Source organism: Mesorhizobium australafricanum (genome assembly GCF_033977265.1).
In the GTDB taxonomy this organism is placed as follows: domain Bacteria; phylum Pseudomonadota; class Alphaproteobacteria; order Rhizobiales; family Rhizobiaceae; genus Mesorhizobium; species Mesorhizobium australafricanum.
Genome location: NZ_JAVIIT010000015.1, coordinates 113418 through 135439 on the forward strand (window position 1 = coordinate 113418; position 22022 = coordinate 135439).

Annotated in this window: 20 protein-coding genes; 3 read left to right on the forward strand and 17 right to left on the reverse strand. The window is 64.5% G+C overall.

Annotation, left to right across the window (positions count from 1 at the left end; translation table 11 throughout):
• Positions 1–108 precede the first annotated feature (108 nt).
• The 10 genes from phnN to RFM98_RS24775 all read right to left on the reverse strand — a co-directional run bounded on the left by phnN (position 109) and on the right by RFM98_RS24775 (position 10309).
• Positions 109–735 (reverse strand): phosphonate metabolism protein/1,5-bisphosphokinase (PRPP-forming) PhnN, encoded by a 627-nt coding sequence (gene phnN, locus RFM98_RS24730; protein ID WP_320311243.1) that lies wholly within the window; start codon positions 733–735, stop codon positions 109–111.
• On the reverse strand, positions 732–1871 hold the full coding sequence (locus RFM98_RS24735) for an alpha-D-ribose 1-methylphosphonate 5-triphosphate diphosphatase (RefSeq protein WP_320311244.1): 1140 nt from the start codon (positions 1869–1871) through the stop codon (positions 732–734). Before RFM98_RS24735 ends, phnN begins: the two co-directional genes overlap by 4 nt.
• Before the next feature lie 134 nt (positions 1872–2005).
• A complete protein-coding gene (locus RFM98_RS24740; RefSeq protein WP_320311245.1) occupies positions 2006–2713 on the reverse strand; it encodes a DUF1045 domain-containing protein in 708 nt (235 codons plus the stop codon).
• A gap of 49 nt (positions 2714–2762) precedes the next feature.
• The gene (locus tag RFM98_RS24745; RefSeq protein WP_320214905.1) at positions 2763–2972 is read right to left on the reverse strand and encodes a hypothetical protein; all 210 of its coding nucleotides are present in this window, start codon (positions 2970–2972) and stop codon (positions 2763–2765) included.
• Positions 2954–3766, reverse strand: coding sequence for a 5-deoxy-glucuronate isomerase (iolB, locus tag RFM98_RS24750; RefSeq protein ID WP_320311246.1), 813 nt, complete (start codon positions 3764–3766; stop codon positions 2954–2956). Before iolB ends, RFM98_RS24745 begins: the two co-directional genes overlap by 19 nt.
• Before the next feature lie 359 nt (positions 3767–4125).
• Entirely contained in the window at positions 4126–4338 is a 213-nt protein-coding gene (locus tag RFM98_RS24755; RefSeq protein ID WP_127424821.1) for a DUF3329 domain-containing protein, read from the reverse strand.
• Between the two features lie 64 nt (positions 4339–4402).
• The gene (gene iolE, locus RFM98_RS24760; protein ID WP_320311247.1) at positions 4403–5320 is read right to left on the reverse strand and encodes a myo-inosose-2 dehydratase; all 918 of its coding nucleotides are present in this window, start codon (positions 5318–5320) and stop codon (positions 4403–4405) included.
• A gap of 151 nt (positions 5321–5471) precedes the next feature.
• Entirely contained in the window at positions 5472–7322 is a 1851-nt protein-coding gene (iolD, locus tag RFM98_RS24765; RefSeq protein ID WP_320311248.1) for a 3D-(3,5/4)-trihydroxycyclohexane-1,2-dione acylhydrolase (decyclizing), read from the reverse strand.
• A 52-nt stretch (positions 7323–7374) separates the two neighbouring features.
• Positions 7375–9309 (reverse strand): bifunctional 5-dehydro-2-deoxygluconokinase/5-dehydro-2-deoxyphosphogluconate aldolase, encoded by a 1935-nt coding sequence (locus RFM98_RS24770; RefSeq protein ID WP_320311249.1) that lies wholly within the window; start codon positions 9307–9309, stop codon positions 7375–7377.
• Positions 9310–9463: 154 nt separating this feature from the next.
• Entirely contained in the window at positions 9464–10309 is an 846-nt protein-coding gene (locus RFM98_RS24775; RefSeq protein WP_320311271.1) for a MurR/RpiR family transcriptional regulator, read from the reverse strand.
• A 246-nt stretch (positions 10310–10555) separates the two neighbouring features.
• Here RFM98_RS24775 and RFM98_RS24780 point away from each other — a divergent pair, with 246 nt between their 5' ends.
• Entirely contained in the window at positions 10556–11665 is a 1110-nt protein-coding gene (locus tag RFM98_RS24780) for a Gfo/Idh/MocA family protein (protein WP_320311250.1), read from the forward strand.
• Between the two features lie 171 nt (positions 11666–11836).
• Here RFM98_RS24780 and RFM98_RS24785 read toward each other — a convergent pair whose 3' ends face one another.
• The 7 genes from RFM98_RS24785 to iolE (RFM98_RS24815) form a co-directional block, all read right to left on the reverse strand.
• A complete protein-coding gene (locus RFM98_RS24785; RefSeq protein WP_320311251.1) occupies positions 11837–12775 on the reverse strand; it encodes a sugar phosphate isomerase/epimerase family protein in 939 nt (312 codons plus the stop codon).
• Between the two features lie 33 nt (positions 12776–12808).
• Complete coding sequence (gene iolG, locus RFM98_RS24790) at positions 12809–13801, reverse strand: inositol 2-dehydrogenase (RefSeq protein ID WP_320311252.1); 993 nt, start codon at positions 13799–13801, stop codon at positions 12809–12811.
• Positions 13802–13867: 66 nt separating this feature from the next.
• Complete coding sequence (locus RFM98_RS24795) at positions 13868–14686, reverse strand: carbohydrate ABC transporter permease (RefSeq protein ID WP_320311253.1); 819 nt, start codon at positions 14684–14686, stop codon at positions 13868–13870.
• The gene (locus RFM98_RS24800) at positions 14683–15588 is read right to left on the reverse strand and encodes a carbohydrate ABC transporter permease (protein ID WP_320311254.1); all 906 of its coding nucleotides are present in this window, start codon (positions 15586–15588) and stop codon (positions 14683–14685) included. Before RFM98_RS24800 ends, RFM98_RS24795 begins: the two co-directional genes overlap by 4 nt.
• Entirely contained in the window at positions 15588–16901 is a 1314-nt protein-coding gene (locus tag RFM98_RS24805; protein WP_320311255.1) for an extracellular solute-binding protein, read from the reverse strand. Before RFM98_RS24805 ends, RFM98_RS24800 begins: the two co-directional genes overlap by 1 nt.
• Positions 16898–17995, reverse strand: a complete 1098-nt coding sequence (locus RFM98_RS24810) for an ABC transporter ATP-binding protein (RefSeq protein ID WP_320311256.1) — start codon at positions 17993–17995, stop codon at positions 16898–16900. The genes RFM98_RS24805 and RFM98_RS24810 overlap by 4 nt, the downstream gene beginning before the upstream one ends.
• Before the next feature lie 27 nt (positions 17996–18022).
• Entirely contained in the window at positions 18023–18934 is a 912-nt protein-coding gene (iolE, locus tag RFM98_RS24815) for a myo-inosose-2 dehydratase (protein WP_320311257.1), read from the reverse strand.
• Between the two features lie 536 nt (positions 18935–19470).
• On the opposite strand from iolE (RFM98_RS24815), the gene mocR reads away from it, so the two are divergent.
• Complete coding sequence (gene mocR, locus RFM98_RS24820) at positions 19471–20946, forward strand: rhizopine catabolism transcriptional regulator MocR (protein ID WP_320311258.1); 1476 nt, start codon at positions 19471–19473, stop codon at positions 20944–20946.
• Positions 20947–21256: 310 nt separating this feature from the next.
• On the forward strand, positions 21257–21634 hold the full coding sequence (locus tag RFM98_RS24825; protein ID WP_320311259.1) for a very short patch repair endonuclease: 378 nt from the start codon (positions 21257–21259) through the stop codon (positions 21632–21634).
• Positions 21635–22022 lie beyond the last annotated feature (388 nt).

Sequence of the window (22022 nt, forward strand, 5' to 3'; positions counted from 1 at the left end):
CAACGGTGCAGAATTCTGCTCCGCTGCATTCTTCGCCCAGGTCACGGAATGGATCCTCGGGTCTGCGCTCCGCTTCGCGTCGCTCCGCCCGTGGATGACGACGTTGCGTCAGATCATGTCCGACAGGTCCGAGAACGCCATCGCCTTGCGCAGCACCTCGGCAAAGCGTTCGCCGGCGATTTCCTTGTCGCCGCTGTTGTCGATCGAGGTCACGTCGGGTCCCGTCAGCTTCACGCTCGTGCTGCGCGCCAGGCGGGCAAGCACTTCGCCGCGCGATTCACGGCCGCGCGTCGCCAGCCGTTCCGCGAGGGTCTCAGGCGCCGCGGTGATCTCGACCACAGCCAGATTGGCGTAGCGTTCGCGCAGCGCCGGGATAACCGCGCGGGACACGTTGGCGACCGCCACGTGGCCGTTGGCCACGGCCCAGTCGACATCGGCCGGCAGGCCATAGCGCAAGCCGTGCGCGTCCCAGCAAAGCGAGAAGGCGCCGTCGGCCTCGGCTTCGGCAAAGGCGGCATCGGCCAGCGTGTCGTGGTCCTCGCTTGCCGCGTCGCTGGGCCTGGTGATGACACGGCGCACGAATTCCAGCCGAGTCTCGCCGGCAAAGCGCGCCTTGGCATAGCCGATCACCGTATCCTTGCCGGCGCCGCTTGGGCCGACGACCGCGACGAAGACGCCGTTGCGGATCGGCAGGCTGTCGGCCAGTTCGCGCTCGATCAGGGCCGAGACCATCATGCGACCCGACGGCCCTGACGCCACACGGTGCGCACGACCGGCACATGGTCGTCGACGCGCACGCGCACCAGGTCGGCGCGACGGCCGGGCTTGATGGCGCCGCGGTCGGTAAGGCCGACCGCTTCGGCCGGGTTCTTCGACACCATGGCGACCGCCTGCGGCAGCGAGATGCCTTCGACGACATCGCCGAGGAAGAAGGCCGACTGGATCAGGCTGAAGGGAATGTAGTCGGACGACAGGATGTCGAGCAGGCCGTCGGCGGCAAGCGTGCGCGCCGAGACGTTGCCGGAATGCGAGGCGCCGCGCATGACGTTAGGCGCGCCCATCAGCACGCCGAGGCCCGCCGCCTTCGAGGCCTTGGCGGCCTCTTCGGTGGTCGGGAACTCGGCGACGCGCACGCCCTGCTCGATCGCCTCGTCGACATGGCCGGTGGTGGCGTCGTCATGGCTCGCCAGCACGATGCCGCGCTCATGGCAGGCGGCCGAGACGAACACCCGGTTCGGGCCGGAATTGCGGGCCGATTCGCCCATCCGCTTCTCGCAGAACTTCTTGAAGTCGCGGTCCGTCAGCTTCAGCTTGCGCTGGTAGTAGTACGCATAGGTCTCGAGATTGACGAACTGGCGCTGTCCAGGCGCATGGTCCATCAGCGAGGCGAGCTTCACCCGGTCGTCGGTTTCGAAATTGGCGAAGGCCCTGAGGCAGTCCGGCGCCGAGACCTCACAGCGCAGGTGGATGAAATGATCGGCGCGCAGGCGATCCTCGCGCACGCTGTCCTCGATCGCGTCGGCAAGCTTGCGGATGTCGTCGGAGGTGAGATCGGCATCCTCGTCCATGCCGACGCGCAGCGCGTCGAGCACGGTGGTGATGCCCGCGGTCGCGACCTGGGCGTCATGGGCAAGCACGGCGGCGATCGGGTTCCAGCGCACTTTCGGGCGCGGCGCGTAATGGCCTTCGAGGTGGTCCGTGTGGAGTTCGACCAGACCCGGGATGATGTAATCGCCACCCATATCCTCGCCGGTGCGGGCAGCACCCGGCTCGACGGCGGCAATCAGGCCATCGCGCAACAAGAGCGAGCCTTCGACGATTTCGTCGGGCAGCACGATGCGGGCATTGGTGAGAATGGTTTCGGCGGTCATCTCAGGCGTCCTATCTCGAGCGGTCGTTCGGCGGTCATCTAGAGCAATTCCAGGAAAAGTGCTTTGCGGTTTTCCGTTCGGAATTGCGTAAAAACAAAGAGGTGGTTCAGGGTTCCGTGGAACACCGAACCACCCTAGGCGGTCTTGCGGGCCGGGCCTTGGCCAAGCGCATGGTGGGAAAGCACCATGAATGGGGCACCGTGCTCGCTTTCGACGAACAATGTCAGCGCATCCACCGGCACTGGCTGCCCCAGCACGTCGGCAAACAGGCTGTAAATCGCTGCACGAAGACGTGGGCTTTCCTGTGGCCCGACGCGGCCCGAGAGCGTCATGTGGAAGCGGAAAGTGTCGAAAACATAAGGATAGCCCCATTGGCACAGGTTGCGGAACTCGTCCGGCCTCAGCGCGTCCGGGCTGCGGCGCTCGATCTCGGCCTCGGTCAAAGGTGCGCGGAAGCGATCGAAGGCGCGCACGACCTCGCCGGCGAAACTGTTCAGCGGCGCGAACGGAGCTTCCGGCACCAGCGCGAAGAAGCCGTCGATCTGGCCGACGACAAGACGCGGAACGACGACCGGCAGCGTCGCTTCGGCAAAAGTGTCGAGCGCGGCGCGCAGCGAAGCCTCCGTCTCGCTCGGCGCCAGCCGGAACGGCGCCTTCAACGTGGCATGGAACCCGTAACGCCTGGCGGAGGCGGTGTGAAAGGCGACTTCCGCGGCAGACAGATCACCCACTGCCTCGACCGGCCGCGTCGCCGCGCCGAACGGGTCACGGCCCAGCCAGTTGGCGGCAATGCGCGCCAGTGGCTCGTCCTGCCTCGGGGTGAAGTAGATGGCGTAGCGCATGGGCGTTCCTCGTCAAGCGCGCTGCGCCCGAAGGATTATGCGACGCGCTTCAAGTCCTGGTTTTTGGCAAGTCCCAAAAACGCTCTGGCGCTTCGGCGACGTGCATCAGACCCGCTGCCATAGGTGATTTCCATGACGGATTGACGAAGCTTTCATGGGTTTTCGAAGGCAAGTCCAGCCCCGAGGTCGTTAGCCGACGATTTTTCCGGACTGGACCAACGGCTTTGCCGATCTGCCCGATCAGGCCTTCATCAGCCATTCGTGCTCGGCCGCGTTGTGGAATTTCCACGTCCGCTTCGGTCCGGCCATGACGTTGAGATAATAGAGATCGTAACCGTGGCAGGCGGCGCAGGGGTGATAGCCCTTCGGCACCAGCACGACGTCGCCGTCCTCGATCGCCATCGCTTCGTCCAACTCGCGCACGCCGTTGCGGTCCGCATCGGTGTAGACGCGCTGGAAGGCAAAGCCCTGCGGCGGGTTGAGGCGGTGATAATAGGTTTCCTCGAGATAGGATTCGGCCGGCAGATTGTCCTGGTCGTGCTTGTGCGGCGGATAGCTGGAGGTGTGGCCGCCGGGGGTGATCACCTCGACCACCAGCAGCGAATCCGCCGGCTTGCCTTCAGGCAGGATGTTGGTGACGTAACGCGTGTTGGTGCCCTTGCCGCGCACTTCCTGGCCGAGATCGTCAGGTCCGATGACGCGCACGGGCAGGTCGCCGCCGAGGCCAGGTGCCGAGCAGACCGCGAGCTCCAGTTCGGTGTCGGCGGTCACCGACCAGTCGGAGCCTTGCGGCACATAGACCGACCACGGCTTGCCTTCGAAGGGCGACATGCGCTCGCCGAGCAGGCCGAGTTCCTTGCCGCCTGCCGAGGCCTTGCCCTTGCCGGTGACGAAGACCAGGCAGACCTCGCGGTCGCCGGTCTTGCCGGACGCCGCCTCGCCCGGGCGAAGCCGATGGAGATCGAAGCCGACATAAGTCCAGCCGGCGCTTTGCGGCGTGACATGAGCGACGTGGCCGTGGCCCTTGTCGGCCTTGACGAGCAGTTTCGACATTTTTGTCTCTCCTATACCCACTACCTCTGGCGAGCTTCCATCCCGGTCGAGAGAACCGGACTTGAGGGTTGGCCGAAGCCCCCAAACTTCGTCATCCTAGGGCGAAGCAGGAGCGAAGCTCCGTCGCGAAGACCCTAGGATCCATGCCGTGATCTTGATCGAAGGCTGCAGCGGAGCAGAATTCTGCACCGCAGCGGCTGTTTTGACGTCACGGCATGGATCCTCGGGTCTGCGCCGCGTCGCTTCGCTCCTTGCTTCGCCCGTGGATGACGAAGCGAGAGGCGTTTTGGCCAATTGCCAACGCATCCGATCCGCCATGCGCTCCCGTCCAATCCCTGAGCCTTCCACCCATCGACCGCTCACTCCTTCGGCTCGGCCGGAGGTTTGTTCTCCTCGGCCGGCTTGTAGAGGTAGAAAAACTGCCACACGGCGTAGCCGGCGAAGCCGAGCGCGATGACGCCCCAGAACGGCGTGCCGGAGGCGAACTCGATCACCGACCAGATCAGGCAGACCGCGACGACGGCGATACGGCGCCACAGCGGCCGGAAGAAGGGGTGCTCATAGTCTTTCATCGCGCCAATCCAGGATTTGTCCAAGGCGCATCAGATAGACCGGCCGCCGTGGCGAATCCACCGTTCAGGCATTCGGGAAGCCTTGCGTCTCGACCGTGTAGCCGGCGGCCGTCATCACCCGCATCAGCTCCTTGTGGCCGACTTGAGCCATTTTCAGCGGCGGGTTCTTCTTCGGATCCTGCTCGGCCTCGACCACGAACCAGCCTTCATAGCCGTGATCGGCGAAGCGCTGGACGATGGCGCCGAAATCGAGCGAGCCGTCGCCGGGCACGGTGAAGGCGCCAAGCGCCACGGCATCGAGGAAGGACTGCTTGGCGCGGTCGAGACCGTCGATCACGCTCATGCGCACGTCCTTCACATGGACATGGTTGATGCGCTTGTGGTGGTTGTCGATGGCGCGCAGCACGTCGCCGCCGGCAAAGGCGAGATGACCGGCATCGAGCAACAGCGGGATGCCTTCGCCGGAATGGCGCATGAAAGCGTCGAGTTCCGGCTCGGTCTCGACCACCGCCGCCATATGGTGGTGGTAGGAGAGTGGCATGCCCTGTTCCGCGCACCACTCGCCGAATTCGGTGACCCGACGGCCATAGGCCTTCATCTCGTCGCCGGTGAGTTTCGGCTTGGTGGCCAAAGGCTTGGAGCGATCGCCCTGGATGGAGCGGCCGACCTCGCCATAGACGATGCAGGGCGCGTTGACCGCCTTGAACAGGTCGATCATCGGCTGGATGCGGTCCTTGTTCTTCGTCAGATCCTCATCGACCAGCGTGCCGGAGAACCAGCCGCCGCAAAGCGTCACGTCCGCCTCTTTCAGGATCGGCAGCATCACCTTCGGGTCGTTGGGGAAGCGGCGGCCCTTCTCCATGCCGGTGAAGCCGGCCGAGCGCGACTGGCGCAGACACTCCTCCAGCGACACATCATCGCTCAATTCCACGAGATCGTCGTTCCACCATGCGATGGGGGACATGCCCAGTTTGGCTTTCAAGTCGTCACTCCAATGTCGGTTCGGTCCTACCCTCCCCCTTGTGGGGAGGGTCGCTGCGAAGCAGCGGGGCGGGGGGGCGGCGCCGACCCCCACCCGGACCTTCGGTCCGACCTCCCCACAAGGGGGAGGTAGGGGATCTGCCCTATCAGCTTCAATCTCCGATCTTCTGCATCTGCCGCTTTTCTTCATAGACCTTGCGCGCGGCGTTCACTTCGCGTCGCGCCGAGACTTCCGGCACGGCGACATCCCACCAATGGCCGCCGGCATCGGTCGACACCAGCGGATCGGTGTCGATGACCAGCACCGTGGTCTTGTCGTTCTTTTTCGCATTGCCCAGCGCCGTCTCCAGTTCGGCGATCGACGCCACCTTTTCGGCAATCGCGCCGAGGCTAGCCGCATGGGCGGCGAAGTCGACGTCGGGCATCACCTCGTGGCGGGCGTCCTTCAAGAGATTGTTGAAGTTGGCGCCGCCGGTCGCCATCTGCAGCCGGTTGATGCAGCCATAGCCGCGGTTGTCGAGCAGCACGATGGTGAGCTTCAGGCCCAGCATCACCGAGGTGGCGATCTCGGAATTGAGCATCAGATAGGAGCCGTCGCCGACCATGACGACGACCTCCTGGTCGGGCTTCGCCATCTTGGCGCCGAGCCCGCCGGCAATCTCGTAGCCCATGGTCGAGAAGCCGTATTCGGCGTGATACGAACCCGGCGCGCCGGCTTGCCAGAGCTTGTGCAACTCGCCGGGCAGGCCGCCCGCGGCATGCAGCAGGGTGACGCCTGAACCCATGGCGCGCTGCACGGCGCCGATCACCTGCGCATCGGAAGGATAGGCGGCATTGGTCGAGGCCGTCACCTTGGCGGCGGCGGCCTGCCAGTCCTTTTTGCCCTTCAGCGCATTGTCGGTCCAGGCGGCCGGCGCTTTCCAGCCCTTCAGCCCGGCGGCAAGCTCGGCAAGCCCTTCGGCGGCATCGGCGACCAGCGGCGACGCCCAATGCTTGCCGGCATCGAAAACTTGCGTGTTCAGGCCGATGATGGTGCGGCCTGCATTCTTGAACAGCGCCCAGGAGCCGGTGGTGAAATCCTGCAGCCTGGTGCCGACGGCGAGCACGACGTCGGCCTCTTCGGCCAGGCGGTTGGCGGCCGAGGTGCCGGTAACGCCGACCGCCGCCATGTTGAGCGGATGGTCATCAGGCAGCGAGGATTTGCCGCCCTGCGTTTCGCAGACCGGAATGCCGGCGCCTTGCACCAGCTTGGCGAGCTCGTCCGAGGCCTGCGAATAGAGGACGCCGCCGCCTGCGATAACCAGCGGCTTCTTGGCGCCCTTCAGCGCCGCGACGGCGGCCGCCAGTTCATTGCGGTCCGGGCGCAGCCGGCGCGGCGTCCAGACGCGCTCGGCAAACAGGCTTTCGGGATAGTCATAGGCCTCGGCCTGCACGTCCTGGCAGAGCGAAAGCGTCACCGGGCCGCACTCGGCCGGATCAGTCAGCACCTGCATGGCGCGGTTCAGCGCCGGGATGATCTGCTCCGGCCGTGTGATGCGGTCGAAATAGCGCGAGACAGGGCGAAAGCAGTCGTTGACGCTCGCCGTGCCGTCGGAGAAATCCTCGGCCTGCTGCAGCACCGGATCGGGCAGCCGGTTGGCAAAAACATCGCCCGGTAAAAACAGGACGGGCAACCGGTTTACGTGCGCGAGCGCGGCGGCCGTCACCATGTTGAGCGCACCGGGGCCGATCGAGGTCGTCGCGGCCATGAAGCGGCGGCGGAAATTGGCCTTGGCATAGGCGATCGCCGCATGCGCCATCGCCTGCTCGTTATGGGCACGGAAGGTCGGCAGCTCGTCGCGCAGCTGGTAGAGCGCCTCGCCGACGCCGGCGACATTGCCGTGGCCGAAGATTGCCCAGACACCGCCGAAGATCGGCACCTTCTGGCCGTCGATCTTGGTCATCTGGCGGCTGAGAAAGCGGGTAACAGCCTGCGCCATCGTCAGGCGAACGGTCTTGGTCATTTGTCGTTTCCTCCGGCTGTCCCTATGCCGTCTTGTTATGCTGCCCGTCTTCTTATGCTGCCTTGCGGCCGCGTGCGGCAAGCCATGCCTCGGTGAGCTGCTCGAAGCGCGCGGCCATGTCGGCGATCGCCTCGTCATCCGACATCTTGCCGGCCAGCCATTGTTCGGCGGCATTGATGAAGATGGTGCGGCCGACGGCAAATCCCTTGACGATGGGCGCGTTGGCCGTGGCGGCGAAAGCCGCGACCAGCTCGTCCTGCGGCGCCTCCAGTCCGAGCAGCACGATGCCGCGGCACCACGGATCGTTCCTGACGATCACCTGTTCGATCTTCGCCCAGGCATTGGCCGAAGCCTGCGGCTCGAGCTTCCACCAGTCCGGCTTGATGCCCAGCGCATAGAGTTCCTCCAGCGCGTGCGGAATGGTGGTGTCGTCGAGCTTGCCGTGCTTGCCGGCAATGATCTCGACCAGCAATTCCCTGCCGACTTTGCGCGCCGCCTCGAACAAAGCTCTGATCTTCTGCTGCTGCTCGGTCTTCAAGGCCTCCGGGTCGTCCGGATGGTAGAAGCACAGGCATTTGATGCAATGGTCGACCGGCCATTCCGTGAGCTGCGAGCCGATGTCCTGCGAGAATTCGAAGCGCAGCGGCCGCGATCCGGGCAATTCGACCGGACGGCCGAGCCAGGCGAAGGGATGGCGGGCGAATTCGAACATCGCGTCGCGGCCGTATTTCTCGTCGATCAGCATGCCGTAGCCGTCACGGCCGGCGGCGACCTTGGCCGCCGCCTTGACGGTGAGCACCTTGAAGTCGGGGATGCGCGAAGTGTCGGCGCCGACCCTGGCCGCGACGTCCTCCAGCTGGACGCGGTGGTCGCAGGCCAGCGCCATCAGCGAAGGAATGTCGCGCCGCCGCGTCGTCGCCGAATGGATGTGGTTGATCGCCTCGTCCTTGCGCAGCGCCAGATGCCTGCTGCCGTGCTTAAGGAAAAACTGCAGCTCCTCGAAGGTCGGATATTCCGGCGCGCACAGCAGCCGCGACACTGCAAAGGCGCCGCAGGCATTGGCCCAGGTGGCGGCGGTGGCAAAGCTTTCGCCGCCGAGCCAGCCGCGCAGGAAACCCGACATGAAGGCGTCGCCGGCGCCCAGCACATTGTAGATCTCGATCGCAAAACCCTTGCCGACGATGCCGTCCTCGAGGTCGTCGCTGATCGGGCCGTCATAGACGATGCAGCCCTTGGCGCCGCGCTTCAGAACGATGGTGGCCGACGACAGCGCGCGGATCGTCTTCAGCGCGCTCAGGCAATCGTCGGCGCCCGACGCGATCATGATTTCTTCCTCGGTGCCGACGATGAGATCGCAGTCGGGCAGAACCGTCTTCAGCTGAGAGGAGACACGGTCGGATTTGACATAGCGCTCGAAGCCCTCGGCGTGGCCGGCCAGACCCCAGAGGTTCGGGCGATAGTCGATATCGAACACCACCTTGCCGCCCTTGGCCTTCATGAGGCGGATCGCCTTGCGCTGCGCGGCATCCGAATTGGGTCGTGAGAAATGTGTACCGGTGACGACCACGGAACGCGCCGAGGCGATGAAAGCCTCATCGATGTCTTCTTCGGCGAGCGCCATATCGGCGCAGTCGGAGCGGTAGAAGATCATCGGCGAGACGCCTTCGTCCTCGACCGAAAGCAGCACCAGCGCCGTCAGCCGTTCCTTGTCGGTTTTCAAGCCGTCGACCGACACGCCTTCGCGCCGCAGCTGTTCGCGGATGAAACGGCCCATCTGCTCGTCGCCGACGCGGGTGAGCAGCGCCGAGCGCAGCCCGAGCCTTGCCGTACCGACGGAAATATTGGCCGGGCAGCCGCCGACCGACTTGGCGAAGGATGCGATGTCCTCCAGCCGCGAGCCGATCTGCTGGCCATAGAGATCGACCGAGGCGCGGCCGATGGTGATGACGTCGAGCGGCGGGTATTTCCCTTCCACGGCTTCGCCCATTCGAACCTCCCATCGGCCTTGTTGTGCAGAGCAGCGTCGTTTTGGACAGCACGCGCAAGCGGCTGCGTGGTGCCGTCAATATGAAATATTAATTCCAATCCATAGTCAATATGGAATGACCGTTCCCATGATGAAAAGCGCCCGTCGGCGAGGCTCAGCCTTTGCGCCTGCGCCCGGCTTCGCGACGCTTCTCGCCGACGGCGACGGTCAGCGCCATGGCAAGCGCCATTGTCGCCGAGATCGAACGGAAGCCGCCGAAATCGGCCTCGGCCACCTCGAACCAGACCTTGGCGAATTGCGCCAGCGGCGAGAACGATGAGTCGGTGATCGCCACGATGGGCACGCCCTGTTCCGCGATCGAGCGCGTCTCGTCGATGGTCGCAGGCGCGTAAGGAGAGAAGCTGATGGCGATGACGGCGTCACGCGGCGTGGCGAAGCCGATCATCTCGGCATTCAGCCCGGCGGCCGATTCCACCAGCTGGTTGCGAATCTTGAGCTTGCCGAGCGCGTAGGCGATGTAGGACGCGACCGGATAGGATCGACGCTTGGCCAGCACATAGATGGTCTCGGCTTTCGCCAAAAGCGCGACGGCCTCTTCGAAATGCGCATCGTTGAGCGAACGCGAAATGTCGCCCAGCGAAGTGCTGGCGGCGGCGACGAAGCCGTCGAAGATCGCCCGATGCCCGCCGCCTTCCTCGGCCTTGGCGCGCAATGCCGCCAGCCGCTCGTCATAGGAGGAGTTGCGCTCGCGCAGACGCTCGCGGAAAACAAGCTGTAGGCTGGTGAAGCCGTCGAAGCCGAGCTGCTGGGCAAAACGGATCAACGTCGAGGGCTGAACGCCGGCCGAAGCGGCAATGCTTGCCGCCGTGCCGAAAGCGATGTCGTCGGGGTTGTCGAGCGCATAGGCCGCGATCTGCGCGATGCGCTTGGGCAGGCTCGCGCGCCTATCCAGGATCGTCGCGCGCAGCGTTTCGAAATCGCGAGGCACCCGTTCGTCCATCGTCGCTCCGTCCGCGCCCATAAGGTTTTCCCTCTCCTGCCCCATCATAGCGAGTTAGCGCAAGAACACCATAAAAAATGATTTGGATGTTCCATTCTTTACCAAAATGGACTAATTCATCCACATCAATTCTTCCCGGAGCGATTCCGCTTTCACGGAACCGCTCCATCTGTTTGTTGACGCAATTCCGGACGGAAAACCGCTCGACACTTTTCCTGGAATTGCTCTGGCGCGGAGACAATCGACATGGTCGGAGTGGGCCTCATCGGCACGGGCTTCATGGGCAAGTGCCACGCCATCGCCTGGAACGCGGTGGGCACCGTCTTCCCCGATGTCGACAAGCCAAGGCTGGTGCATCTGGGCGAGGTGAATGACGAGCTTGCCCGGCGCAAGGCCGGCGAGTTCGGCTTCGCAAAAGCCTCTGGCGACTGGCGCGCGGTGGTCAACGATCCGGAGGTCGAAATCGTCTCGCTGACCACGCCCAACCAGTTCCATCCCGAAATGGCGATCGCCATTCTGGAAGCCGGCAAGCATCTGTGGTGCGAGAAGCCGATGGCGCCGAGCTTTGCCGAAGCCGAGGCGATGGCGAAGGCCGCCAAGGCGTCGGGCAAGGTCGCCGTGCTCGGCTACAATTACATCCAGAACCCCGCCATCCGCCACATCGGCGCGCTGCTCGAGGAGAAGACCATCGGCGACGTCAACCTCGTGCGCATCGAGATGGACGAGGATTTCATGGCCGACCCGGAAGCGCTGTTCTTCTGGAAGCATGAGGCGGCTTCCGGTTATGGCGCGCTCGACGATTTCGCCGTCCATCCGCTGTCGCTGATCAAGGCGCTGTTCGGCCGAGTTTCGCGCGTCATGTGCGACATGGTCAAACCCTATGCCGACCGCAAGGTCGCATCCGGCGGCCGCCGCGCGGTCGAGACCTACGATATCGCCAGCGTGCTCATGCATCTTGAAAACGGCGTTGCCGGCACGCTGCTGGTCAACCGCTCGGCCTGGGGCCGCAAGGGCCGCATCGCCATCCAGATTTTTGGCTCGAAGGGCTCGATCCTCTACGACCAGGAGCGGATGAACGAATTCCAGCTCTACCTCACCGCCGACCGGCCGACCGAGCAGGGCTACCGCACCGTCCTGGTGGCGCCGCACCACAAGCCCTATGATTCGTTCCTGCCGGCGCCCGGCCATGGCCTCGGCTTCAACGACCTCAAGATGATCGAATGCCGCGAGCTCTTGATGCGCATCGCCGGCAAGCCGGCCCGGATCATCGATTTCGACGAGGGGCTGGAGATCGAGCGCACCGTGCATGCGATGGCGCGCTCCTTCCAGGAACAGCGCTGGGTCGATGTGAGATAGTTCGGCCGGACATCGAGACCGCCACAACGGGGGGCGGTGGCCGACGAGAGCAATTCCGGGAAAAGTGTGAAGCGATTTTCCGTCCGGAATTGCGCGAAAACAAAGAGATAGAGCGGTTCGCCGTTTCCGTGAGACGGTGAGCCGCTTTAAGGCAAGATCGGATCTGAGCATTCAGGCCAGATTGATGGCGACGTTGCGCAGCAGCGCCACGGATTTGCGCATGCCTTCCATCGGCGACAGCATCATGTCCTCGTGCTCGATCGACAGCACGTCGTCGTAGCCGGCCTGCTTCAGCGCGGTGCAGAACTGCCGCCACCAGGTCTCGCCATGGCCGTAGCCCAGCGTGATGTAATTCCAGGCCCTTTCGGCATAGTGATTTGGCGGACGCGCATCCAGCACGCCGTCGATGCCGGCCGGCACCGGCTCGACGCGCGTATCCTTGGCGTGGACATAGTAGATGGCTGAACCAAGCTTGCGCACGGCGGCAATGGGATCGGCGCCCATCCACATCGGATGGCTCGGATCGTAGTTCGCGCCGACCGTCTCGCCGACGGCATCGCGCAGCCGGAACAGCGTCTGGACATTGTAGACCGCCTGATGGCCGTGCAATTCCAGGCAAAGCTTCCTGATGCCGAGATCGTTCGCGAACTTAACGAGATCGCGCCAGTAGGGGATGATACAATCGTCCCACTGGTAGCGCTGGATGTCGGCGCATTCGGGCGGCCAGTCGGTGACGATCCAGTTTGGGTTGGCGTCACCCGGCCCGCCGGGCAATCCGGACATCATGACCACGCGGTCGATGCCCATGAGGTTCGCCAGCCGGATCGTGTCCTCGGTCACCTGGCGGTGCTTCTTGCCCTGCGGTCCCGGATGCAACGGGTTGCCCGAGCAGTTGAGCGCCGCGATCGTCAGCCCGTGGTCGCGGACCTTGGCGACGAATTCTGCGCGGGTCGCAGCACTCTCCAGCATGGCCGCGAGATCGATATGCGGCGCCGACGACCAGTTGCCGCAGGCGAACTCCAGCGTCTCCAGCCCGAGTTCGGCAGAGGCGCGCAGCATCTCGTCGAAGGACAGGTTGCCCAGGCTGTCGGTGATCATGCCAATCTTCATTTCGGGTCTCCCGCTTGACTTCAGACCATCCGCTCAGAGCTTTACAGGCTCGAACCTGCCGGACCGGGCCGACGCCAGGGCCGCCTCGCAAAGGATCATCGCCTTGCGGCCGTCGCTGGCGGTGACGGCCGGCTTCCTGCCCGTCTCGACGCAGGTGATGAAGTGATCGATCTCGGCGGCGTAGGACTCCGCGTAGCGTTCGACGAAGAAGTAGTAAGGCTTGTCACGCGATATGCCCTTGCCACCGTACATTTCCACCGAGGTCGGCAGCCGGTTGCCGGCCTGCAGCATGCCGTCGGCGCCATGCACCTCGATGCGCTGGTCGTAGCCATAGGCAGCCCTGACGCTGTTGTTGATGTGGCATTGCCGGCCGGACGCCGTTCGCAGGATGAACATCGCGGTGTCGTAGTCGCCGAGCTTCCTGTATTGCGGCGCCACAAGCGAGGAGCCGGTCGCGAAGAGTTCGACCGGCTCCTCGTCGAGCAGGTTCCGCGCCATGTCGAAGTCGTGGATGGTCATCTCGCGAAAGACGCCCCCGCCTCCAGCCAGCGCTTCCTCGGTTTCGGGTTCGGGATCGCGGCTGGTGATGATGACCTGCTCGACGGCGCCGATCTCGCCGCCGTCAAGGCGCTCCTTCAGCGCCCGGAAGCTCGGATCGAAGCGGCGGTTGAAGCCGATCTGGAACGGCACGCCGGCGTTATCGACCGCAGCCAGGCACTCGTCCGTGCGCTTGAGGTCGAGATCGATAGGCTTCTCGCAGAAGATCGCCTTGCCTTTCGCCGCCGCGGCCATGGCAAGTTCGGCGTGGGTGCGCGTTGCCGAGGCGATGAACACCATTTTCACCGACGGATCGTTCATCACGGCTTCCGTGTCGGCGATCTCGGCGCCGGTCACGGCGGCGACCGTCTCCGCCGCTTCCCGATTGGGGTCGACGATATAGCGCAGCCGCACCTTTGGATGACGCGCGAGATTGCCCGCGTGCACACGGCCGATCAGCCCCACCCCGAACAGACAAGCATCCATCATGCGTTCGACTTTCCTATCGGGCCGCGCCATCGCGGAGCGGCCGGTTCAGTGCTGCCCGGGCGGCATTCATTTCACCGCGCCCATGGTCAGCCCGCGCACCAGGTGGCGCTGCACCAGGAGCGCGAAAAAGACGATCGGCAGCGCGCCGATGACGCCGGCCGCCGCCATCGAGGCCCAGTCCGTATCGATGCGGCCGATCAGCGTCGCGGTGCCGCGCGGCATGGTCATGGCGCGCGGCGTGGCCGTCAGCGCCAGCGCGAAGAGGAATTCGTTGAAGGTGACCAGCACCGCGAAAATGGCGGTCGCCGCGAGCCCGGGCGCGGCCAGCGGCAGCGTGATGCGGCGGAAGGCGCCGAAGCGCGAATCGCCGTCGACCATCGCGGCCTCCTCGAGATCGACGGGGATCTCGCGGAAGAAACTCTCCATCATCCAGACGCAGAAGGTGACGTTGAAGGCGGTGTAGGTGGCGATCAGGCCGAGCCAGCTGTCGAGCAGGCCGAGGCTGAGCATCAGCAGATAGACGGGGATCAGGATGACGACCGGCGGGATGATGCGCAGCGTCAAAAGGAACAGGCCGACCTTGCGCTCGGCGGCGAAAGGCAGGCGGAACCTGGCGATCGCATAGGCGCCCATCGCGCCGACGATCAAAGCAATGGCCACCGAGAAGAAGGTCACCACCAGCGAGTTCGTCAGGTAGGAACCGAACTGCTTTTCGGTGAACAGCCGCACGTAATTGTCGAACGTCGGCACGTGCGGGTAGAGCGTGCCTTCCTGGGTGATCTCGCGGTTGGACTTGAGCGAGGTGGAGACCAGCCAGTAGATCGGCAGCAGCACGACGGCCAGCACGAACATGGTGGTCAGGATGCGCGCCAGACGGGTGCTCATGACGCGTCGATCCTGCGCAGGAGCCGGATCGCGCTGAAGGCGAGCGCGAGCACGACGAGGCCGACCGTCACGAACAGCGCCGCCGCGTATCCGGTCTGCTGGAACTTGAACGCGGTGTCGTAGCCGTAAATCGAGATCAGCCTCGTCGCTTCGCCCGGCCCGCCGCGCGTCAGCACGAAGACCTGGTCGAAGGTGCCGAAGGCATCGATGGTCCTGAGCACGATCGCCACCGCCAGCACCGGCCGCATCATCGGGAAGGTGAGGTCGGCGAAGACCCGCCAGGCGCCGGCGCCGTCGACGCGCGCCGCCTCGAACGGCTCGTGCGGCAGCGACTGCAGCCCGGCGAGCAGGATCAGGAACATTAGCGGCGTCCATTCCCAGACGTCGAGCACGACCAGGCCGATGAAGGCGTTGAGCGGGTTGCCGAGGATCTGCGCCTCGCCGCCGCCCATGGCCACCGAGAGCGCAGTCAGCATGCCGGCGTCGCTGGCGTAGATCAGGCGGAAGACGATGGCGACGACGACCGGCGTGACCACCATCGGGATGATGAGCACTGTTCTGAGCAGGCGGATGCCGCGAAATTCGCGCAGGCAAAACAGCGCCAGCGCGAAGCCGAGCACCGCCTCGAAGGACACCGACAGCGCGACGAACTTCACCGTGACCCAGAGTGAGTTCAGGAACTGCGCGTCGCTCCACAGGCGCACATAGTTCTGCAATCCGACATTGGCGACCGGCGACCCATAGCGATAGGCTTTCGCGCTGGCCATGAGGCCATCCCAAAGCGGATAGACGAGCACGCCGAGCACGATCGTCAGGCCCGGCGCCAGCATGAGGTATGGGAGGGCGAGGTCGAGCCCCGCCCCCTGCAGGCGATACTTGCGTGCCTGCGTTGCGCTTCGCATCAGTAGTAGCCAGCCGTGGTCAGATAGTCCTTGACCTGCTTGGCGGCCGTGTCGAGCGCAGCACCCCCGCCGGATCCGGCCTGCAGCGCCTTGTTGAGCTCGATGCCGAGCAGTTCCTCGACCTTTGCCCAGTCGGGCGTGCGCGGCCTCGGCAGCGCGCCGGCGTCGAGCTGCTGCAGGGCGACCGGGATCAGCCGGTTGCCGGGCTTGGCGATGCCGAAGGCGCTGCGCTTGACGGGAATAGAGCCCGCTTCCGACAGCTTCGCCTGGGTTTCGGCGCTGACATACCACTTCAGGAACTCGATCGAGTTCGCCTTGTTGGGCGCCGATTTCGGAACGCCGGCAATGAAGATGCCCATCTGGGCGATCGCCGACTGCTGCTTCGGCACGACGCCGAAATCGAGCTTGCCCGCCACCTTGGTCTGCGCCGGATCGTCGGCCTTCAGCGCGTTGCCCGAATACTGGATGATGGCGCCGGCATCGCCGCCGAGGATCGCCGCACCCTCCTGATCGGAGTCGAACTCGACCACGCCGCTCGGTGCGTTCTGCTTCATCGTGCCGACGAAGAAGTCGGCGGACGCCTTGCCTTCGGCCGAATTGAAGATCGGATTCCACTTGTCGTCGAAGAAGGAGCCGCCGAACGACAGGAAGATCGGATACCAGCTGGTGACGATCGGGTTGCCGGAGACGCCGCGGAAGACGACCGGATACTTGATCTTGCCGGCGGCGACGCCTTCCTTGCCCTTGGCGATCACCTCGTCCCAGGTCTTGGGCGCGCCGCCGGTGAAGACGTCGTTGCGATAGGTGAGCGTCTGCAGGTCGCCGACGAAGGGCACGCAGATCAGCGTCGGCTTGGCATTCTCGAAGCCCTTGACGCGCGGCCCCTGCTGCGGCGGCCAGTAGCCCATGTCGATCATCGAGCCGATCCAGTCCTTGTCGGACCCATCGATGCCGCCGGCGCCGAGATCTTCCAGCACATTGGCGGCGCCGAATTGCGGCACCCACGGATCGTCGAGCAGATAGAGGTCATATTGGCCGGCGCCGCTCTGGGCATCGGCGAACCACTTCTCCAGCGTCACGCCGTATTCGTCCTCGAGGAACTCGATGTCGAAGCCCTTTTCCTTCGCCAGCGGGATGATCTTCTGCTTGAACGGCGTCAGCCCGCCATCGGCGAAGGCGCCGATGATCACCTTCTTGCCGGCGGCCCTTGCGGGCAGCGGCAGGCCGAGCGTGGCGAGGGCCGTGCTGGCCAAGGCGAAGCCGAGCCCGCCCTTGATGACGGAGCGGCGAGTAAGTCTGCTGGAATGCATCATGTCACTCTCCCATTGTTGCTGACCCTGTGGACGGCGGTCAGGCCGGCCGTGTTGAAGAAACAGGCGTTCGCCGGGTCGAAGGCGACGCCGATGCTTTCACCCACCGCGCCCCTGAAATCGCGGCCGGCCCGGACCGAGACGTTGCCGCCGTCGAGGCGGACATTGACCAGCGTCTCGTTGCCCATCGGTTCGACGACGTAGATTTCGCCGGGCAGCGCTTCCGGCGTGTCGGTCGAGGCGAGGCAGCAGTCCTCCGGCCGCAGGCCGATTTCGACGATTGAGGCGGCGCGGCAGGCGGCGAGCCGCGCGGTATCCAGCGGGACGACCTTGCCGGCCACCCTCACGCCATTGTCGGCAAGCCCGGCCGGCAGGATGTTCATCGGCGGATTGCCGACGAAGGTGGCGACGAAGCGGTTTGCCGGACGGTCGTAGATATCGATGGGCGGCGCCATCTGCTGCAGTTCGCCGCCATGCATGACGGCGACGAAGTCGGCCATGGTCAGCGCTTCGACCTGGTCGTGGGTGACGTAGATGGTTGTGGCGCTGAGGCGATGGCAAAGCCGCTTGATCTCGCCGCGCATGGTGAGCCGAAGCCGCGCGTCGAGATTGGACAGCGGCTCGTCCATCAGGAAGGCCGCCGGGTCGCGCACGATGGCGCGGGCCAGCGCCACGCGCTGGCGCTGGCCGCCGGAGAGCTGGCGCGGCCTGCGGTCGAGCAGGTGGCCGATTTCGAGGGTGGCGGCGACGTCGCCGATCTTGGCCTTGCGCTCGGCGTCAGGCGTGCCGCGGATCCACAGCGGATAGCCGATATTCTCGGCGACCGTCATCTGCGGATAGAGCGCATAGCTCTGGAAGACCATGGCGATGTCGCGGTCGCGCGGCTGCAGCCGGGTGACGTCGCGCTCGCCGATGAAAACCTTGCCGGAAGTTGGCATGTCCAGACCGGCCAGGATGCGCAGCGCCGTCGTCTTGCCGCAACCCGACGGGCCGAGGAGCGCGAGGAATTTGTGGTCCGGCACGGCGAGGTCGAGCGATCGCAGCACGTTGAGCGCGCCGAAATTCTTGACCACGTTTTTATACAGAACCGAACTCATCGCCCTCCCCGGCGCCCTATTCTGCCTTCAGGCCTTGCGCTCGTGCACGTAGAAGCCTGCGCCTTGCGCCAGCTTCTTCAGATTGCGATACCCCATTGTCGCATAGGTCAAGGGATGCGCCTTGGCCGGGTCCTGCTCGGCCTCCACCACCAGCCAGCCGGAATAGCCCTTATCGGCGAGGATTTTGAGCAGCGTGGCGTAGTCGAGCGAACCATCGCCGGGCACTGTAAAAATGCCTTCCATCACCGCGCCCATGAAGCTCATGTCGGTCGCGCGCGCCTTCTTCAGCACCGCCGGGCGCACATCCTTGCAATGGACATGCACGACGCGCTCGACATGCCGGCGCAAGAGCTGCTCCGGGTCGCCGCCGGAAAAGGCGCAGTGGCCGGTATCGTAGAGCAAGCCGACAGCCTCGCCGGTGCTATGCACCAGCCTGTCGATCTCCGCGTCGGTCTCGACGATCGTGCCCATGTGATGGTGGAAAGCCATGCCGACGCCGAAATCGGAAAACCGTTCGGCGAGCCGCGTGATCTTGGCGCCGTAGGCCTTCCATTCCCCGTCCATGAGCTTCGGCCGCTGCGAGATCGGGTCGTGGATGGCGCCATGCCGGCCGCGCGAGGTGTCGGCATAGACGACACGCCTGGCGCCGAGGTCCCTGAGCAGTGTCAGATGCGGCCGGATCGCCTCGAATTCCTCGTCCACATTCTTCTCGCAGATGCGGCCATCATACCAGCCGGAGACCAGCGCCAGCCCGTAATGGTCGAGGATCGGCCTCAGCGCGCGGCTGTCGCGCGGAAACTTGCCGCCAAGCTCGGTGCCGGCATAGCCCGCCTCGGCTGTCTCGCTGAGGCAGGTTTCGATCGGCGTGTCGCCACCCAGTTCCGGCACGTCGTCATTGGTCCAGGTGATCGGGTTGATGCCAAGTCGAACTGTCGTCATTGCTCGCTTTCCGCCCCGCTGCCGGGATGGCTGCGGGGTGTCCGGTCTCGGGAGGAAATGGCTGCGGTTCGGGCGGCGGGGCGCGAAGCCCCTGCCGTTTCGTTCGGTCGGACGCCCTCCCAGCGTCCAGCCCGACATGTCTTGGTCGACGGCTACCCCAACGTCAGTGGGAGAAGTCTACGCCGCTCTGTCTCCATCGCGAGGGCCAGTTTTTCGGATAATGAAGGAACCAGTTGTGTGTTTTGCGGGCTGTGGCAGGATGGGGGGATGGAAAATGTCGATCGTCGGCGGGACAGCGCCCCCCTCTGCCCTGCCGGGCATCTCCCCCTCTTGGGTCCCTCTTGGGGGGAGATCAGGCGGCGCGCCGGATTTCGCCAATTGTCAACATTGCAGGAGAAGCGAGGCGCTTGAACTGCCAATCTCCCCCCTTGAGGGGGAGATGTCCGGCAGGACAGAGGGGGGCGCGAAGGAACTCGACCATGCAAGCCAGCGTGCCCGCGCGCGATGGCCGTAGCACCCACAGTGAGAGGTGAAAAATGCGCCCCCTCCACCCCAAGCCCCAGGCCTTCCCCCTCGACATGCTCGCCGTAAACCGCGCCAGCCCCGAGCATCTGTCGCGCCAGCTCTATCACGGCCTCGTCGCCATCATCCGCAACCGCACGCTGGCGCCTGGCTCGGAGCTGCCTTCGACGCGGGCTTTGGCCGCCGAGCTCGGCCTTGGCCGCAACACCATCGTCTCCGCCTATGACCAGCTCGTCACCGAAGGCTACCTCGCCAACCGCCAGGGCGCGCGCGCGGTCATCGTCGACCTGCCGGACGGTCCGCGCGAGGCACCGCGCGAGGCGCCGCCTGTCCCGCTGCGCGCGCCCTCGCTGCGCGGCCAGCAACTGCTCAGCCAGCCCTATCATCACGGCAGGCCGGGCCATGTCGCCTTCCACCCCGGCATGCCGGATGCGCAAAGCTTTCCCTTCGGCGTCTGGGGCCGGCTGGTCGCGCGCCGCGCCAGCCACGGCGGCGAGACCCTGTTCGGCACCTATGACGTCACCGGACATCCGGCGCTAAAAGAGGCGATCGCCTTCTATCTGCTCTCGGCGCGCGGGGTGCGCTGCCGGCCCGAGCAGATCGTCATCACCACCGGCGCGCAGGCCGCCTTCGATCTTCTCGCCCGCCTTTTGCTCGACCCCGACGACACGGTGTGGATGGAGGAGCCCGGCTATTACGGCGCCAAGGCGGCCTTCACCGTGGCCGGCGCGAAAATCCTGCCCATCCCGGTCGACCAGGAGCGCGGCTGGCGCCTCGACGCGCCGGATCCTGCACCGCGCCTCATCTATGTGACGCCGGCCTGCCAGCATCCGCTCGGCATCACCATGCGCATGGAGGAGCGGCTGCGCCTGCTCGACATCGCCGAGACCGCGAACGCCTGGGTGATCGAGGACGATTTCGACGGCGAATACCGTTTCCAGGGTCGCCCGGTGCCGGCGATCCAGAGCATGGACCGCTCCGGCCGCGTCATCTATGTCGGCACCTTCGCCAAGCTGCTGTTCCCCGCACTGCGCATCGGCTTCATGGTGCTCCCCGTGGAGCTCGCCGGCCGCATCGTCAACGCGCTCTCCACCACCGGCCAGTTCGCGCCCCTGCTGCTGCAGGCGGCACTCGCCGATTTCATCACCGAAGGCCATATGAGCCGGCATTTGAAGCGCATGCGCCGCATCTACGCCCAGCGCCGCCAGCTTTTTCGCGACATCGTGACCGAGCGCCTGCGCGACGAGATCACGCTGTCCCCCGCCGAAGCGGGCATCCAGGTGGTGGGCTATCTGAAGGAAGGCATCGACGACATCAAGGTCAGCCAGGCCGCGGCGAGAAGGGCCATCAACGTCTCGCCGCTGTCGAAATATTTCCAGAACACGGCACCGACGCAAGGCCTGGTGCTGGGGTATGCCGCGTGCGATGCGGCGCAGACGCGGGAGGGGGTGGAGCGGCTGGCGGCGGCGATCAGGGAGACGCTGGGGTGAGGAACAACCGAGCGCGGGGAGCCGCCAAGGTTCATAGCCGATCTTTGGGGGGCCGGATGATCACAGCTCGCAAGGTGCCATCGGGCCGCCGCTAGCAACAACAGCAGAATGCTGGTCAAAAATGGAGCTGGTTGCGCTAATGGGTTGGTCAATACTAGGATTGGCGATGCTGCAGCGCAATAGAAAGGCCTATCGCTTTGAAATTGTTTGACAATATTCTACCTGCTGATGGAGCCTTCAGGAAGGCTCTGGGGCGATTGGGCTTGTCTCAGTGATCGACCGTCACACCCCTCGGCAGAGAAGCCTCAATATGGGCAGCATTAGGTCGGCCAATACCACCCCAGAGCGGACTGTGCGCCGGATTTTGCATCGTCTCGGTTTTCGGTTCCGACTTCATCGTCGCGATTTGCCCGGCACGCCCGACTTGGTCCTCCCAAAATACCGAACAGTGATCTTCGTTCATGGCTGCTTCTGGCACCAACATGCCGGATGCCGGTTTGCCAAACTGCCGGCATCCAACCAGGATTACTGGCTCCCAAAACTCGCCCGGAACGTTCAGCGCGATGCTGATGCGAGGCAAAAACTCGAGCAGGCGGGCTGGCGCGTGGTTGAGATCTGGGAGTGTGAAACGCACATTTTATCTGCTGCCGAAGATAAACTTCGCTGCTATTTTGGTTCGAATCACTAGTGCGCCTGTGTCCAGCCCAGCATTGAAGCATTCGTTCAAGCTGCTTCCGTACTATTTGGCGTTGAAAGGGTGTCTCAGGTCCGTCAATTCAACGCGTAGATGTTTGATATGTACGTGTCATTTGACACTCGAGTGCCTTCCTGGTAGCGTGTCTGCCCAGATAGGAGGGTGCAATGGGGAGTGCTCGGGATAACTTTGTTCGTCTAGCAGAAGCAAGAACAAGGAAGATATTGAAGGACTTGGACCTCCTGGGCAACCTTTCAAATAGGTCGAATTACGCCTACTCAGAGGAGGACGTAAAAACCATCTTCAAAGCTGTCGCAAAGAGAATGCAAGACGTAGAGCTTCGCTTCAAAGCCAGTATGACGCCCACTCGGGATGCTGATTT

Bases quoted from the DNA above. Each gene is read 5' to 3' on its own strand.
- RFM98_RS24800 (WP_320311254.1), bottom strand. From the start codon at position 15,588: ATGCGAAGCGCAACGCAGGCACGCAAGTATCGCCTGCAGGGGGCGGGG.
- iolG (WP_320311252.1), bottom strand. From the start codon at position 13,801: ATGATGGATGCTTGTCTGTTCGGGGTGGGGCTGATCGGCCGTGTGCAC.
- RFM98_RS24770 (WP_320311249.1), bottom strand. From the start codon at position 9,309: ATGGGCGAAGCCGTGGAAGGGAAATACCCGCCGCTCGACGTCATCACC.
- RFM98_RS24740 (WP_320311245.1), bottom strand. From the start codon at position 2,713: ATGCGCTACGCCATCTACTTCACCCCGAGGCAGGACGAGCCACTGGCG.
- RFM98_RS24810 (WP_320311256.1), bottom strand. From the start codon at position 17,995: ATGAGTTCGGTTCTGTATAAAAACGTGGTCAAGAATTTCGGCGCGCTC.
- phnN (WP_320311243.1), bottom strand. From the start codon at position 735: ATGATGGTCTCGGCCCTGATCGAGCGCGAACTGGCCGACAGCCTGCCG.
- RFM98_RS24735 (WP_320311244.1), bottom strand. From the start codon at position 1,871: ATGACCGCCGAAACCATTCTCACCAATGCCCGCATCGTGCTGCCCGAC.
- RFM98_RS24780 (WP_320311250.1), top strand. From the start codon at position 10,556: ATGGTCGGAGTGGGCCTCATCGGCACGGGCTTCATGGGCAAGTGCCAC.
- mocR (WP_320311258.1), top strand. From the start codon at position 19,471: ATGCGCCCCCTCCACCCCAAGCCCCAGGCCTTCCCCCTCGACATGCTC.
- RFM98_RS24825 (WP_320311259.1), top strand. From the start codon at position 21,257: ATGGGCAGCATTAGGTCGGCCAATACCACCCCAGAGCGGACTGTGCGC.
- iolE (WP_320311257.1), bottom strand. From the start codon at position 18,934: ATGACGACAGTTCGACTTGGCATCAACCCGATCACCTGGACCAATGAC.
- RFM98_RS24795 (WP_320311253.1), bottom strand. From the start codon at position 14,686: ATGAGCACCCGTCTGGCGCGCATCCTGACCACCATGTTCGTGCTGGCC.
- iolD (WP_320311248.1), bottom strand. From the start codon at position 7,322: ATGACCAAGACCGTTCGCCTGACGATGGCGCAGGCTGTTACCCGCTTT.
- RFM98_RS24775 (WP_320311271.1), bottom strand. From the start codon at position 10,309: ATGGACGAACGGGTGCCTCGCGATTTCGAAACGCTGCGCGCGACGATC.
- RFM98_RS24745 (WP_320214905.1), bottom strand. From the start codon at position 2,972: ATGGCTGATGAAGGCCTGATCGGGCAGATCGGCAAAGCCGTTGGTCCA.
- iolB (WP_320311246.1), bottom strand. From the start codon at position 3,766: ATGTCGAAACTGCTCGTCAAGGCCGACAAGGGCCACGGCCACGTCGCT.
- RFM98_RS24755 (WP_127424821.1), bottom strand. From the start codon at position 4,338: ATGAAAGACTATGAGCACCCCTTCTTCCGGCCGCTGTGGCGCCGTATC.
- RFM98_RS24805 (WP_320311255.1), bottom strand. From the start codon at position 16,901: ATGATGCATTCCAGCAGACTTACTCGCCGCTCCGTCATCAAGGGCGGG.
- RFM98_RS24785 (WP_320311251.1), bottom strand. From the start codon at position 12,775: ATGAAGATTGGCATGATCACCGACAGCCTGGGCAACCTGTCCTTCGAC.